Annotated in this window: 12 protein-coding genes; 2 read left to right on the top strand and 10 right to left on the bottom strand. The window is 41.9% G+C overall.

Translation table 11 applies throughout. The features are described from left to right. Window positions 1-63: 63 nt before the first annotated feature. Both VK541_RS01550 and VK541_RS01545 read right to left on the bottom strand, forming a co-directional pair. A complete protein-coding gene (locus VK541_RS01550; RefSeq protein WP_324366228.1) occupies window positions 64-810 on the bottom strand; it encodes a helix-turn-helix transcriptional regulator in 747 nt (248 codons plus the stop codon). A 164-nt stretch (window positions 811-974) separates the two neighbouring features. Then, the gene (locus VK541_RS01545; protein ID WP_324366226.1) at window positions 975-1,295 is read right to left on the bottom strand and encodes a hypothetical protein; all 321 of its coding nucleotides are present in this window, start codon (window positions 1,293-1,295) and stop codon (window positions 975-977) included. A 246-nt stretch (window positions 1,296-1,541) separates the two neighbouring features. Here VK541_RS01545 and VK541_RS01540 point away from each other — a divergent pair, with 246 nt between their 5' ends. Continuing rightward, window positions 1,542-1,835, top strand: coding sequence for a hypothetical protein (locus VK541_RS01540; protein ID WP_324366224.1), 294 nt, complete (start codon window positions 1,542-1,544; stop codon window positions 1,833-1,835). Between the two features lie 592 nt (window positions 1,836-2,427). Here VK541_RS01540 and VK541_RS01535 read toward each other — a convergent pair. The 7 genes from VK541_RS01535 to VK541_RS01505 all read right to left on the bottom strand — a co-directional run bounded on the left by VK541_RS01535 (window position 2,428) and on the right by VK541_RS01505 (window position 13,914). Beyond that, window positions 2,428-3,387, bottom strand: a complete 960-nt coding sequence (locus VK541_RS01535) for an alpha/beta fold hydrolase (protein WP_324366221.1) — start codon at window positions 3,385-3,387, stop codon at window positions 2,428-2,430. A gap of 11 nt (window positions 3,388-3,398) precedes the next feature. Continuing rightward, the gene (locus VK541_RS01530) at window positions 3,399-5,996 is read right to left on the bottom strand and encodes a M1 family metallopeptidase (protein ID WP_324366219.1); all 2,598 of its coding nucleotides are present in this window, start codon (window positions 5,994-5,996) and stop codon (window positions 3,399-3,401) included. A gap of 45 nt (window positions 5,997-6,041) precedes the next feature. Continuing rightward, a complete protein-coding gene (locus tag VK541_RS01525) occupies window positions 6,042-7,151 on the bottom strand; it encodes a TlpA disulfide reductase family protein (protein WP_324366217.1) in 1,110 nt (369 codons plus the stop codon). Further along, on the bottom strand, window positions 7,151-8,542 hold the full coding sequence (locus VK541_RS01520; protein WP_324366215.1) for a RagB/SusD family nutrient uptake outer membrane protein: 1,392 nt from the start codon (window positions 8,540-8,542) through the stop codon (window positions 7,151-7,153). The genes VK541_RS01525 and VK541_RS01520 overlap by 1 nt, the downstream gene beginning before the upstream one ends. A gap of 10 nt (window positions 8,543-8,552) precedes the next feature. Then, window positions 8,553-11,963, bottom strand: a complete 3,411-nt coding sequence (locus tag VK541_RS01515; RefSeq protein WP_324366213.1) for a SusC/RagA family TonB-linked outer membrane protein — start codon at window positions 11,961-11,963, stop codon at window positions 8,553-8,555. Window positions 11,964-12,152: 189 nt separating this feature from the next. Further along, a complete protein-coding gene (locus VK541_RS01510) occupies window positions 12,153-13,256 on the bottom strand; it encodes a FecR family protein (protein ID WP_324366211.1) in 1,104 nt (367 codons plus the stop codon). 85 nt (window positions 13,257-13,341) lie between these two features. After that, window positions 13,342-13,914 carry an RNA polymerase sigma-70 factor gene (locus tag VK541_RS01505; protein ID WP_324366208.1) on the bottom strand — a complete coding sequence of 191 codons (573 nt, stop codon included), beginning with the start codon at window positions 13,912-13,914 and terminating at the stop codon, window positions 13,342-13,344. A 457-nt stretch (window positions 13,915-14,371) separates the two neighbouring features. Here VK541_RS01505 and VK541_RS01500 point away from each other — a divergent pair, with 457 nt between their 5' ends. After that, window positions 14,372-15,304, top strand: a complete 933-nt coding sequence (locus VK541_RS01500; protein WP_324366206.1) for an alpha/beta hydrolase — start codon at window positions 14,372-14,374, stop codon at window positions 15,302-15,304. 173 nt (window positions 15,305-15,477) lie between these two features. On the opposite strand, the gene VK541_RS01495 is transcribed toward VK541_RS01500, so the two are convergent. Further along, window positions 15,478-15,759, bottom strand: a complete 282-nt coding sequence (locus tag VK541_RS01495; protein WP_324366204.1) for a hypothetical protein — start codon at window positions 15,757-15,759, stop codon at window positions 15,478-15,480. Between the last annotated feature and the right edge of the window lie 209 nt (window positions 15,760-15,968).

The raw sequence follows: 15,968 nt of genomic DNA, 5'->3' as shown, positions 1-15,968 counted from the left end.
GACAAAATTAGGTTTACCAGATCGGTAAACATTGTACAAATCACTAAATGAATTGTACAATAGCTACTTTTTTTGACTCATGTCCCGATAGGTGCCGGGGGTAAGATTTGTCCTTAATTTGAAGATCTTTGCAAAATGCGGCGCATCTGAAAAACCCAGTTGATTGGAGATTTCACTGACCGAAAGGCCTGTTGCGGAGAGAAGAAGTTTGGCCTCCAGGATGACTCGTTCAGAAATCAATGCTGAGGCTGTTTTGTTCACAGCTTTCTTGCAAACCTCATTTAATGAGGCAGTACTTTTACTTAATAAGCTGGCATAGAAGCCAAGATTTTTTTGGTCTTTAAAATGGGTGTCAATTAATCTTTTGTATTTTTGAACTGTACCCATCTGGGCTTGTGGCAGGCCTCGTGCAGTACCTCTTGTATGTTTAAGTTTAACCAGTAGTAGATGAAAATAAGCCTGCCATACATTTGAAGGTATATTCATGTTGACAAATTCATTTTGTATATCCTCAACCAATTTAAGCAGAGGCTCGCAACCCTTTAAGCTAAACTGCACCGGCATATCGAATAGTAAGTCTATATCCTCCCTAAGCAGCAGGTCTTCCTTGATCAAAATGACAAAACCCTTTGGTATACTTGTGAAATTCCAGCAGTGGGCCTGACCGGGACGCAGGTAGTAAACCACCGGTGCCACAACATCAAAAACCGTATCGTCAATCTCGTGGGAACCGGACCCTTCAGATAGAAATATCATTTCATGATAATCACTGTGCCTGTGAAGCTTGGTAGGTTTTACGACTTCTTTCATCCGACTTATCTTGAAATTCAATTCAGCATTGATTTTAGATTTTACAGGAACAATATGAGTTTGTCTGGCCATTTCTTAGTATGTCGGTAAATATATATAGTTTGCCAGGTTAAATAAGGAAAATAAATTTATAATCTGGTATTATAGAGGCTCGGGCGAACAGGCTAGTGCTGCTGATATATTCTGAAACTATATAACTCAAACCCCTTCCATTGTATATACCCGAGATCGGCGCAACGTTTGGTTACCTCATCCTGGATGTACTGGGATACATCATTTACGATTTTCCACCTGACGGTATAATTTGAATTGTAGCTGATATACACCACCAGCTCCTGTCCATATTTTTCATCGCTAAACTTGTTTTGAAAATGGACTTGAAGCTCGGCTGCAAAGCCGTTAAGCCTTTCAGTCATGATCCTCACTAATGGAGTACCTGGTTTGAGGTTGGACTCGGTGATTGGGAGGACGGTAACATTGATCATGGGCAGTGCATATTAGACACTGGCTTAAAAGCAATATGCAGGCCAAAACAAAAAATGTTCCATTGGTAATCTAAAGGATACAGAAATCACCATCCTAAACACTTCCGCACTTTTCGTTGAGCAGCGCCGTAAAACCTACCGTCAAGACTTCCGCCCAGCGATATTCTTGCTGAAGGCGTTTATGCGCCCATATCTGCCAATGAACAATTTTCCGGGATAATATGGCCAGATTTTCATGAGTTGGCGATGGCTCTTGCCGATGAACGCGCACATGAAAATCTTAGAATGATGGGAATGGATCCAAAAGAAATGGACTTTATTACCGACGTCGTTATAAAAACCACGGGAACTGATGTCTTGATGACAGTGGTAGTTGATTACCCTGCCAAGGCCTTGAAACCGCTAAGGCATGCCTCAGTACAGATAACGCTTCCTAGAATTGCGGGTGGCATAGGTTACGGTAAGCCCGAAGTCATTCCAACTTTTTATTACGGCCATATGAGCGACCCAGACTTCCGGCTAAAACACGGAATCGCTTGATTATCTTCTCAAAGAATTAAAAACCTACTACCTCCTTAAAGCCAAAGTCTTCGGCTTTAAGGTTGATGTTTATTCCTCTTTATTGAAAATGTATCGCACCGTTATATCTCAGTTGCAAATTTTCAAAGATTACAATGCTTTATAGTATTAAGTAAATCACACTAATCGTCTTTCAATTTTGACAATAAATATTGTAATTATTTAAAATCCTCTAAAGGATCTTCGCCAATTTTTGAAATTCTAGTCAAATCATCAAGCAAATCTTTTTGAAAAATACACAGTCTCGGGGAGGTCAAGCAACAAGTTAGCCCCACTTTTCGAGGTGGGCTTTTAATTTGCACAAAATTTGCACGACTCTCTTTAAAAATTCATATACTGAATTTAAACTTTAGCGATTGGAATAAAATCTTTGTTGTGGCCTAAAAAGATTTGCTATAACTTTTGTATTAGATCCAACAGTGCTAATTCAAATTTTTTTTTCTCTTTTATTTCTAATGCTTTGGATATTCTATCCCATACTTGTGGCCGAGGGCTTAACACATCAAAGTCAACTTTATGCTCCAAAATGTACAATTTTAAACTTTTACGCATATCAATGACTTAGAAATTCATGAATCACTTTAAATTCTGCTTCCGGTTCTTCAACCTGTGGGTTATGACCCGACTTTTCAAACATCACAAAATTAGCCTGAGGACAGTATTCTTTATATTTTATCATCATCCAGGGCGTTGCAACTCTGTCAAATCTACCTCCGATGATAAGAATTGGCATTTTTAAATCCTTGAGCTGCTTCCTGAAATCAAAACTTCCAATATCACTGCCCACATAGAAATCACCATCACGGCCTACCATCTGATAGTAGAGCGCACTGTTAAAATTGTTCGGGTAAGGCTGACTACTGTAATTTAAGCCGGAACTTTCCGGATTATAGGAATATAGAAAACCGTACGGAACCCTGCTATAAATTGCCTGATGGTCTGGGTCGCTGGAAACACCTCCTTTTTCTCTTACTTTCATGAGTTCATTCCATACCTCGGGATAATTAGTTTTGATCTCATGATTAGAATTGTCGTCATTTTCCTGCCACATCACGTAACTATGGAAGGTATTTGCCAGTATCAAATGGCTAACGTTTTGAGGATATTTAATGGCATACCCCTGGGCAACCAGGCCACCGTAAGAATGACCCAATATGTTAATTTTTTCCAGTTTTAATGTTTTTCTCAAGCCCTCAACGTCTTCAATATCCCGCGCAAGTGAATACTCGGAAACTACTTTCGCCGTATCTGACTTGCCCCTGCCAAAGGCATCGAAATAAATAAGCTGGTGACTGCCTTTGGCAATAGGATCGAAATCGCGAAGTCCCGGATGCGCGCCGCCCGGGCCTCCTGCAATTATGATCACCGGATCACCGGCTCCAATGGTGAACACCCATAGTTTAGCCCCATTTACCTTTACATATGTACCATCTTTGAAGCTGTCTTGGCCGGGTTGCTGGGCAAAGAGCTTTCCTGCAAATAATAAAGCAGCGCATAATAATCTAAATTTCATAGTCAGTTTTCTTAAAGTTTAAAATCAGCGTCTTTTAGCCCGGAATTCAATTTAATTTCCTTCACGAACAGGTCATAGTTCGCATATCCGTAATCGATAAAAGAATGAAAAGGAAAGGTGATGCCATCAATGGTTCTGAAATCACTATAATCCGTAATATTTATAGATTTAGAACCTGGATAGTTATAAGTTTCTCTGAGTTTCAGTCCTGAAACCAGGTCGTAGTAATAGGAGTGTACGGACTTTAAAGGGGAAGTAACGACGATTTCATAAGCATCTTTACCATCAACATCTTTAATCCCGGTAAGTATCATTTGATACCCAGGTCCGGAAAATAAAAGTTCCGGAAAAGGGGTCGCATCTTCCATGTAGTTGATCCTTGCGGTTTTGTCATAAATAGGGAGGACTTTCCCACCCTGAACCATTTTGATGCTGTCTCCTTCTACAGTCATTTCCAGGATCAGTTTGTTTTGAGCAGGTATGGAGAGGGAATTAAAGTATTTGCCGGTTTTAAATCTGGTTTTAACCTCCATGTCCATTCCTTGTTGACTCCTTGTTTCAGAAATACTCAGGTCTGCGACTTCATTTAGCTTAGCTGCTCCCCCTGTAGATTTTAGGTATCGACTGATCACCTCTTTTGCGGTAATTCCAGTGGTTACCGGTCTGGCTGCAGTAGTATCCCTCCAAACGTTATTAGCCGGATTAATATCAGGGAATTCCTTTAACGGATCTATGATTACTGATTTTATTCTGGAAACCGATTTAAATAAAAAGGTCCATGTCGCCCCTGATTTCCATATTTCTGCAGGCAGGCTCACTGTATCGGTTTTGCCATTGACTTGCCGAATGGAGATCACCACAGGCATCGCCATTTCTTCTAAATTTTCTATAGTGATGAATGAGCCTTTTGAAAGACTGTCCTTATCGGGATAGCCTACCGCTTTTACCGCCTGATCCAGTTTCCAGTTGTTCAGGATCCATCCACGCCAAAACCAGGCTAAATCTTCACCCCCGACATTCTCCATAGTTCTGAAGAAGTCGTAGGGCGTAGGATGTTTAAAAGCCCATCTGCGCACATACTCCTGAAATGCAAAATCAAAACGCTGTTCACCTAATACATATTTACGAAGCAGGCTCAAACCCATTGCAGGTCTGTAATAAGCGGCATTGCCCAGATTTTGTGATTTAAGTACATCGGGGATCGTGTACACGGATTCGGAGGCCGGGCCGAAATAATCTACTGCAGAACTTTGAGCGTCATAAGAATAATAGTATTCTCCTTTGTTGAAGTCTTTGGTCCCTACATTATTAATGAAAGTATTAAAGCCTTCGTCCATCCAGCCATACTTCCTTTCGTTAGAACCCACGATCATCGGGAACCAGTTGTGACCAAACTCATGGTTCGTTACGTTCCATAGTTCACTGCGCTGACTTATTGACCCGCAGAAAACAATGCCAGGATATTCCATTCCAAATACACTGCCAGCCACGTTAGTGGCTACAGGATAAGTGTAGGCCATCCATTTTCTGGAGTACAGTTCTATCGACGCTTTTACATATTCAGTGGACCGGGTCCAGGTCGTATCACCGGCACTTTCTACGGGGTAAACAGATTGCGCCAATGCTTTTTTTCCACCTGGCAAATTAATCCCTACGGCATCCCAGATGAACGCTTTCGAGGCTGCCCAGGCCACGTCTCTCGTTTGGTCACACTTAAAGTGCCACCTAAGCATGGATTTGGAAGAGTTGTCGTTCAAAACCTCGGCTGCTGTCCTGATAAAAACTGTTTTGTCGCTTTTTTTCGCTTGTTCCAGGCGTGCCAATTGTTTCGGGCTCAATACTTCAGTGGGGTTGATTAATTCACCTGAACCAACGATCAAAAGATCAGCTGGAGCGGTAATGGTATAATCAATGTCGCCATATTCCAGGTAGAATTCTCCTGCACCCAGGTAAGGTAAAGTGTTCCAGCCAATAATGTCGTCGTATACTTCCATCCTGGGGTACCATTGCGCCACCTGGTAAATCAAGCCATTCTTTGTGTGCGTTAATCCCATTCTATCGGTTCCATATTCGGGGATCTCAAATGAATAGTCTATTTTGATCTGGAGTTTGCCACCCTTTCGTTTTATAGCTTGCTTTAATTTAAGTTGCAGCCTGGTATCGCTGATCAGGTAATCTCCCTGGTAAGATTTGCCGTCCTGGAGCACCGTAACGGATTTTATTTCGCAGCCTTTTGTATAGGCTCTGTTTCCAAAGCGGCCGCCCTGGTTTACCGCTGCACTCCGGGAGTCAGCACGATAGATATTCTGGTCGACCTGCAGCCATAAAAAGGACAACTCATCCGGACTGTTGTTGGTGTAGGTAATGACCACTGTACTTGTTAAATGGTGACTGGCGGTATCCAGCAGGGCACTGATCTTATAATCAGCCCTATTTTGCCAGTAGTCTATTCCCGGCCCTCCACCGGAACTTCTGTATTGATTTCCATTATCCAAATAAAATGAGGGTGCAAAGGCCGCATGATTATTGTATTTGGAAGTACTTTGAGTTTGTGCAATTGCGAATTGCAAAGACAACAATACGGGTATTACAAAGAGTAGTTTCTTCATATATGAGCTAGCTGAAACGAATTGGTGCGATTTTCTTGCACTTTACTATTTTAACAACTGAGTTAGTTTTGCTATTAAATCTTCGCCGTGAAGGTTTCTGCCGATAATTTTACCCCTGGGATCGATCAGGAAATTTTGTGGGATAGACTTGATGCCATATTGTTTAGCCACCGCATTGTCCCAGTAATTAAGATCCGAAACATGCGTCCAGGTTAAGCCGTCCTTTTTGATAGCAGCCAGCCATGCTGCCTTTCCACTTTGCTGATCCAGGGAAACGCCTAGTACGGTAAAGTTTTTATCTTTAAATTGCTGATAAGCCCGTACCACTTTGGGGTTTTCAGTGCGACAAGGATTACACCATGACGCCCAAAAATCGAGCAATACATACTGGCCTCTAAAATCAGATAAGCGAACCGATTTCCCGTTGACGTCATTTTGCGTAAAGGGCGGGGCTACACTTCCCAAAGAAGTTGTTCCTGCCGTTTTTAGTATTTTTGCAAACGCAATTCCCTCTGGACTAGCACGTAAAACAGGAGAAAGGTTGTTAAATATTGGCCTGATCTCTTTTACATCAATACCATAAATACTAATTTCTGTTAGCGCTTCCAGGCTAAAGTAGATGTGGGGATTTTGTCTGGCATAAATCACCTGCTGCGCCCGTTCTTCTGCCATTATTTTCTCCATTCCTACTAGCGAGGATTCATCTTTGTACGCGGCGGATGCTATGGCTATGGCCTTTTGTGTTGGCGCAAGCATCGCCCGGTAACGCAAGTATTCCTTATTGATCTTTGAACCGCTTATGCTTGCGGTTTTAATGGAATCAGTGGCGGTGAGAATAAAGTTTTCGTTATCCAGATACACTATTCTCGTATCAGCCGGCTTTCCGTCGTTATGAGGACCTGAGCCATCGTGATCGAAAGTGAGCGTTGCCCGCACTGGTGCATCAATGTGGCCGCTGAATACAAATACCCCATTTTTTACTTCCGCAGACTCGGTATGAGCGCCTCCAGTCACAATATATTGGAGGTAAGCTTTAGTAGGAATGGTTACTCCAGCAATTTTCCCGTTCAGGGTATAAGTCCCGGGTTTAGTCTGGCCATAAGCCAGGCTAAACATAAAAACCAGGATTATGGTATTCCATAAATATCTCATCATTATCGGGGATTTTGGATCAGTTCAGCATTCAGGTCAATATACTTTCTGCCGATGGGCAATATTACTCGCGGACTATTTGGCGCAAGTGTAAATGTCCCTTCATAAGTATGCGTGATGGTGATATTGGCATTGTCAAAAACATTGTATCTTTTGATGTCAAAATACCGGAGCCCGCAACCGGTGAGTTCTCTTCTGCGTTCTGACTTAACCAGTGCTAATGCATCTGAAGCATTTGAAGCGGCAACGGTATAATCGCTCCCTGTTTTATACCTGGTCTTGCGTAAAAAGTTCAGGTCGTCTATTGCCGAACTGGTATTACCTAGTCTGGCATTGGCTTCTGCACGAATCAGGTAGGTTTCAGGTACCGAAGGGCCTTTGTATGGGGTGGAAGATAGCAAGTTCAGATACCCGTAATCAATTCCGTACAATTTGCCGTCAATAAAGAAAGTGTTTGCGCGCATATCGTTGGTAAAATCATACTGGCTCTTTAAATCATCGGAAATAAATAATAGCTGGGTGTTGATATTTGTTCTCTCCATCAAAACTTCAGGATTTTTAAAATGCAGCGGATATTCCCAAACAAGGGTATTTTGATAGTCTAAGAAATAAGAATTTGGAGTCAATTTGTTATAATCTACTAATGTACTATACGCTTGCAAAGAAGCATTTGCATAGTCATGTGCCTCCTGTGCATGGTTCATAAATAAACTTGCCCTTGCCAATAAGGTTAAGGCTGTTGGTTTGACAGGACGGTGCCCATATTGTGGATTGGGTACTGCCGGCAGATCAGGAACGGCGAGCGTTAGTTCATTCCTCAAATAATCATACACCTCCTGTACACTTTTCCTTACCAGCTTTTCTTCAAAGTCGGTTTCCTTGCGGATCGGCACTCCAGGATCTGTAGCTGCTGTTGAAGGGTTGTATTGTTTGGCATATAAGTTAACCAAAACAAAGTATGCAAATGCACGATGTACACGCGCTTCGGCAATAAGGCCATGCTTTTCTGTATCGTTACCTTCAGAAGCATCTACATTGGCCACTACGAGGTTGGCCACGTAAATTTGATTATATAAAGCTTCCCAATCCAAATCTGCTTCAGACTCCGAGTATAAATGGTCCTCAAAATGAAATGCCGCAAGATCGTTGTTGGTGTAGGTAGTAATAGAATAGGAATTGTAGGTGATGTCATCATCCATCATGGCATCTTTACTATAAGATTCGTAAAAACCGTTTGATTTACCATTCTTGGTAACCTGATCTAAAAGGAGCCTATAGTCTGAAGCTTTGGTGAGCAATAACTGTCCGGTAGGTACCAGTTCGAGGTATTTTTTGCAGGAAAAAGCACCTGTCAATAACACCAGGCTTAATATAGCATATAAAAATTTCTTCATGACTTTGTATTTAGAAGTTTGCTTTTAACATAAAGGTGAATTCGGGTGGCGGGGGTAAATTACTGGAGTAACTGTAGGACAGGTGATCAGGATCCAGCTTTCCTTTATTAAAAGTATACACTCCTAAATTCCGCACCTGGAGACCTACATTAATGATGGTCTTTGGTGTTTTAGAAAAAATACTGGCCGGTAATTGATAATTCAAGATCAATTCCTGGAACCTGATGTTTGCTGCATCCTGCACATTCACATTGGCATAAGTTGAATAGGAATCGTAATTCCCTAAAGAAAGCGAGGAGGAAGGCATAGCAGGGATATTAGTCCGGCCTTCATCACCTGGAGTCTTCCAACGATTGTCCCAGTCACTACTTAAGGCACCTGTGGCTGTAACGTTATAAAGCTGACTGTATGAAATCACAGGAATACGAAATTTGTGTCCGGCATTATAGGTCAGACCTGCGGTTATGGACAGTTTTTTGTACCCTATTGTGGTAAAAACTCCACCATATTGCGATGGCACCCGGGATCCCAGATAGTCCAAAGCAAGCGGGTCAGTCATTTCGGAGGTATACTCAACGATCTTTCCTGCTGCATCATAGATCTGGGGTACGCCCGTTGCAGGAGACAGCCCGGCCCATTTATAGCCATACAAATAATTCAGCGGGAGTCCTGTTTGTGGTGCACCTGTAATGAATGATCCGGCAGTGCTTTCCGGGAACTGCACGTCAGTTACCTTATTTTTATTGTAACTGTAATTGATTGTTGTGTTTAGGTAAACAATGCCTTTAAGAATTTGTGCGTTAAGACTGACATCGATACCTTTATTTTTCATGCTGGCATAGTTTATATAGGCGCTGTTAAACCCATAGGTACCATTGACCGTCGCATTACCCAATAGATCCGTGCTTTTTTTATTGTAATACTCCACACTTCCGCTTACCCTTCCTTTTAGTGTGATAAAATCTATACCGATATTTGCTACGGCAGTTTTTTCCCAGCGCAGCGCTGGATTTTCGGGATTTGTAACATAAGCATACGGAAGATTGGTAGTATTCCGGTCGGCAGCTGCAATATTCGCGATCAGAAACGGACTGGTTGAGCGGTCAACATTTCCATTGACCCCGTAACTTGCCCTGAAGATCAGGCTGCTGAAAGGGCTGTTCTGTAAAAACGATTCTTTATGTGCCTGCCAGCTAAGACCTGTAGACCATAATATTACATTTCTGAAGTTTGCAGTGGCACCGAAAAGATTGGTCCTGTCCTGACGGGCAGATCCGTTAATGGAATACCTGTCCAGGTAGGTATATCCGGCATTGGCATAATAAGATACGTACCGGTCTTTGCGGGAGCTTAGACTGATTTGATTCTGGAGATAAATGGGCGTACCAAAAATACCAACTGCATCATTGGCTATCGGCGTAAATGCCTCTGTTTGGACATCATAACCGTACCCTGAATTACCTGAGCTTGTTGAATTGACCTGCTGAACTTCCATGCCGGCAATGGCTGTGACCTGATGATCGTCATTGATCACTTTTCCATCATATTTTAGTTGGTTCCGGAAGATCTGTGTTTGTCCTTTTCCAAAATTATTGGATAAATATGCCCCTTTGGGAAATCCATATACTAATACATTTGATGCATTGGCTTTTGTACCATAATTGACTTGGTTTCGAATGTTATACGTTTGATCATTATCCAGGAGTGTATTGTCTGCCCGGTTGAATTCAAACTTATAACCCGAGTTAAAGGAGAACCCTTTTAAAATGGTATAGTTGATACCAGCCATTGCCGATACATATTGACTGGTGGATAGCGCATTATTGTTGTCGAACTCCTGTTTAAGGTTATAATCCCAATTGTAATAACCCTTTTTTACCCAGGCATCTTTATCGGCCTGATAAATACCCCTGGGTTGGGAAACATAATTGCCATTGTCGTCCAGTATTCTTTGGTATGGAGCAATGGTCTGCAGGTCAGCCACGGACATGCCATTTGTTTTATAATTCATCATCAACAAATTCAGACCAAGCTCCACCGACAATTTGGAGGTCAGGTCATTTTTTTGATAGAGATCTCCCATAAAACGATTGTTGCCTGTCTTCTTAAAACTGGATTGAACATCATCGTAATTGAAAGATGTGCGTGTATAACTTTTAGGTCCTTTTCCGGCAACAGAAAAGCCATACTGCTGCCTTATGGCCTGCTGCATGAATAAGTCACTGAACTCATTTAATACATTGTTTCCTTTTAATCCTTCCGTAATGCTTGCAGCATTTGTGGGATTGTTGATAAAGGCATCCAGTCCCTGAGATAGGGCAGCTCTGAACGGCGCCACACCAATAGCAACCAGCTTACTATCTGCTTTATATTTTTCATATTCTAAAAATGAGGTTGCATTTGCAAGAGGCAGTTTAGACAGATCTGGTTTTTGTGTAAATGAAAGTGATGAATTGAAGCTGATCTCCAGGGGTCTGTTTAGCGGTGAATTTCTTTTACTCTGGATCACAATTACCCCGTTGGCAGCACGTACACCCCAGATGGATGCAGCTGAAGCGTCTTTAAGTAAGGTAATCGACTCAATATCATTTGGGCTGATCGATTCCAGGCCATAGTTGACAATAAAGCCGTCCACAACAATTAGCGGGTCGGTATTAGAGGTAAGCGTACTTTGGCCGCGGACCAGAAAGTTGGCACCAGTCATCAATCCGGGCAATTGTCCAGACAGGTATTGAAACACCTGATAATTACTTCTCTTTTCGAGTGTTTCTTTGGTGATCACGCTAAACGATCCTGCGGAGCGTTCCTTCGGAAGTCGCTGGTAACCTGTGTTTACGGTTACATTTACTTCTGATAATTTTCCTTCAGCGATTACCATGGTAATGGTGCCTAGGTCTGCTTTTACCGGGATTTCCAGGTTATCATAACCAAGATAGGAGATCACTAAGATCGCTTTCTCATCGGTGTTGGTTAAGGAAAAGTGTCCTGTATTGCTGGTTCTTACCGAGCGCTTTGTGCCTTTAATGGTTACTGTGGCACCTGCCATCTCGTTACCCTTTTCATCCACTAAATTACCTTCGACATCGATTTCCTTAAATTTGGCCATCAGCTCATCAAAAACAGAAAGCTCCCTAGTCTTCAATACTACCGTGTTTTTAACAATGCTGAAATCTACCGGCAGGTTTTTTAAGCTGCTTTTCATCACTTCATTTATGGGTGTGTTTTTGAAGTTTACCTCGATAAGTAAATTTTTGTCCAGCATGGATTCATTCCATACCACATTATACCCGGTTTGGATTTTAATGACATTAAAAAGCTCGATCAGTGTAGTTGATTTTTGCTTATAAGTAAGCCTTTGTGCAAAAGTAGCTGCGCTGACCTGTATTAAGGAAACTAATAAAATGGCGGTGGTAAGTCGCATAATGAATAAGATTCGTCGAAAGCAGGAGGAATTCCTACCCGATTTCGTGGTATAATTTTTATACATTTGTTATGTTTAGTGGTTGTTGATTGGATCTGAGAATTTTATTGACATAAAGCTGAACACTAGCCGGGTGTGTTAGAAGCACTCCTGGCTTTTTTGTTTAGCATCACCATTTTTTGTAGTTTTCTACTTCATTATGGTAATCCTCCTTCCTTCAATTCTAAAATGAACGGTTCCTGTTAATTCCAGCATTTGCAATACTTCAGAAACATTCCCAAACTTTGAGATGGTACCACCGAAAAGCTCGCTTTTTAATGCCGGTGTCTGGTAGCTGATCTCTACATTGTACCATCTGGAGATTTTTCTCATGATACTTTCCAGACTTTCATTGCTAAACATAAATTCGCCGTTCTTCCAGGCGGTTGCAATATTTGTATTTACTTTTAGTACCTGCACATTCCCTTTTCTAAGAATGGCCTGCTCACCGGGTTTCAGTATAACACCTGCAGTTTTTATGGCGCCTTCTAACAGTGTAGTTATGGTTTTATTTTCATCCGGGTAAGCATTAACGTTAAAATGAGTGCCCAGTACTTCCACATTTTGACTGGCAGTTTCGATGATAAAAGGATGGTTAGGGTCTTTAAAAACTTCAAAATATCCTTCACCTTCAAGAATTATCCTGCGGGTCTTTCCCGAAAACTGTTGCGGGAATTTGATGTTAGAGGCAGCGTTCAGCCAGACATTGGTTCCGTCAGGAAGAGTGATTTGGTAGGTGCCACCTGTTGGTGTGGCTGCTGTTAAGGTCATGGTGTTATTGCTAGTGTGGGATCCTGAAGCAAGTTCAGGATGACGACCGGCTAAAGCCCCGTCGTTGTATGTGATGCCATTAGCTGCTACTACTACCCCTGTTTTGTTGCTGCTTAGGTTAATGACCTTGCCATCGGCAAGTGTTAGCGTAGCCATATTCTTTCCAGCAGGAATGTCTGTTTTTGCATTTAGTTGCTGAACACTTGATCCCGCTGGATGCGCATTATAAAACAAGATACCTGCGCTTAGTACCAAAAGAATTGCAGCTGCGGCAGCAATATATGGCCACAATTTAAATTTCCCCGGAATTTTACTGATCCGGGTTTTTAATTCATTCAAATGTGTATCCAATTCGACATCGTTCAACTGATTTTCTGTAATCCCGTCAAAAACGAGGTAATTCTCAATCATTGCTTTTTCTTCTTGGCTACATGTGCCTTTCCGGTATTTATTCAGCAAATCTGAAGCTGTTTTAAGTGGCATTTGTTTTAGGGTTATTTAATGTTAGACAACGATCAAAGCCCTTCGGGTCAAAATAAACTTAAAATAAAATGAATTGTCGGAAGAATCAGATAAAAACGAATATTAAAAGCGCGCCAAGTTTGTCTTTTAGCATAGAAACTGCGTGGCGCATGCGGCTTTTAACTGTTTCTTCCGATAATTGAAGCTGTTCTGCAATTTCTCTCCTGGTCATGCCACTTTTTCGGCTCATTTCAAATACAATCCGCATTTTTTCCGGCAGAGCTGCAATTTCTTTCTCGATAAGTGCCGCTAATTCATTGTGCCGAATCAAATGGTCCGTGTTATTAATATTCTTTTCGAGGTATTGATCAAAATTATCTAAGTAGCGCTGGCTTACCTTTTGGTGCTTAAAGTGATTTAAGATCCTGTTTTTGACTACGGTGATTAGAAAGGATTCTAAATTTTCTGGAACATTCAGCATCCTGCGCTTATCCCAAATATCGGCAAAAAGGTCGTGAATGATGTCTTTTGAGAGTTCCGGGTCATTTAACCTCCTGTTTGTAAACAGGAATAACAGGCTTTGGAAGCGCTTGAATATTTCATTAAAAGCCAGGGAGTCGCCATCTTTTAACGAAGTGAGGAGTTCATGATCGTTAAAGTTCCCATATGAAATTTTCATTGTAAATCTAAGATACAACAAATTATAAGATTTGAATAAGGAAATACTGCCTTGCTATTGAAGGTGGGATCATTTTTTTGATTTGTTTTATTTTCTTAGAAAATCCATCCGTTCTGGCGCGCACATTTCAGGAAGACATGTTTTATGGGCCAGCTTTCCTTTTTGACTTCTACACTAACCAACTCAATTGATGCTGATATTCGTGGATCACTAGATCAATACAAACGTCATTCTTATTGCTCAGATATGACCCATTGTCGAGCAATTGTGTATTTCACTAAAAGTGGTTCATCCCCATTTTTAGTGAAATATACACTTTAGGATATATTCTATAATCCAAATACACAAAGATCAGTATACTGAACGATCAGCATAAGGCGGTTTATTATAACTAATAAATTAGTTATAAAGTTTTTTCTATTTATATTTGACATATCTACTTTAAACATAAACTGATATGAAACAGCTGACCTTAATTCTGCTCTCCTGCCTGATGGCATCTATGTCCGTCGCACAATTGAATTCTGGAAACGGTGTTACCCGCCAGGTTCCTGTGGACGGTAAAAAATTGACGGTGTTTACACAGGGTTTGGAAAACCGTAAACCCGGACAGCCTGTGGTTATTTTTGAAAACGGGATGGGCGTGACGCTGAGCAATTTCAAGATGCTTTTTAGTGAAGTCAGCAAATCAGCGCCTGTGCTGGCTTATGACAGGACCGGGATGGGGTCCTCTGAGAAAGATGGAAAGCTTCCTACACTGAAATATCACGCCGACCGCCTCAAACGCTTGCTTAGTGCCATGAACATTCCGCCGCCTTATTTGATTATCGGGCATTCCATGGGGGCGGTGTATGCCAGGGGATATGCCATCTATTATCCGGATGATTTGGCCGGTTTGATTTTTTTAGATCCCGGAGATTTTACTGAGACACGTGAAGCTTTCAATGAGCCGCTTCGGGACATTGGCAGAACCCTTCAACAGATTGATGCTTTCACTGCTAACCGCCTGAGTAAACCAAAAGTCACTTCTGCGGCAGATACAACCCCGGTGAGGGAGCGGGAAGTCCTTGGAGAACTCCGATGGACTGACTGGAAGGAAATCTCGGGCTCCAAATTACCTGCTATCCCCATACAGTTCATTATTGGGGGAAAGTTCGGCGTGGCATCTGAACAGCGCATTAAAGAATTTGACCATGAAGCCTATTTTCGTGCCCGGCAGGTCAGGGCTTTTCAGCGATATGCTAAGATCGCAGGAGAGTCACCTTATGGAAAGGTCTTTTACAGTGCCGGTGCCGGACATTTCGTGCATGTGGATGATCCTATGCTGGTGATCTCCTGCATCCGGATCGCACTTGAGGATTATCAGCGGCTAAGGCAAGGGAAAAAATAGAGTGGTATGAGTGCTTCTTTTTTGTCTTGCTTAATTGTCACGCTTCAATAAGGCCTTCACTCTTTGGGGCCTGTTAAATCACATGATTTAACAAAAAGCCTTTACGGTGTGCCCATACGCGGGTCCAGCCTTTGAGAAATGGGGGAGTACGAGCTGCTGTGGTTTCTGGTCATCTAGCCAGCTATGTTGGCAACAATGCAATAAACCAACGTGAATACAAAAATATATAAGTCCGAGACCAAGGCGATGGCTTCATTTCCACTTTCCGGTTTTTTTACCAGGTGCAGTAATCCTGCAAAGCCAAAGTATAATCCCCCGGTAATGGCTGCGGGCATTTGCCAGTCGGGGCGAAAAATGGATAGTATGGCGAGCGTCCCCATGCATATATTGGCAAATCCAAGTTCCCTTATGACCGGGTAACTATGGGTAGCCTTTGCATTTTTTAAGACCTCCACTTTGCCTTTATCGATTTGAAAGCTATCTGAATATTATTTTTTGATATATAATTTGTAAGCTAGGATTTTAATCGTAGGTTAGTTCTGGTGTTGCGGGGGTAAGCGTCTGTTTTTATTGCGCTTAGTGCGTCAGGGAATTTGTGTGGCTTAAGCACCTAAATTAATTGTATCAAGATGAAAAAAAAGTTCTGTTCTTTACCCGGCGTTAT

Origin of the sequence: Pedobacter sp., from assembly GCF_035317785.1 — a bacterium.
Classification (GTDB): Bacteria; Bacteroidota; Bacteroidia; order Sphingobacteriales; family Sphingobacteriaceae; genus Pedobacter.
This window is presented reverse-complemented; position numbering and strand designations above follow the sequence as displayed.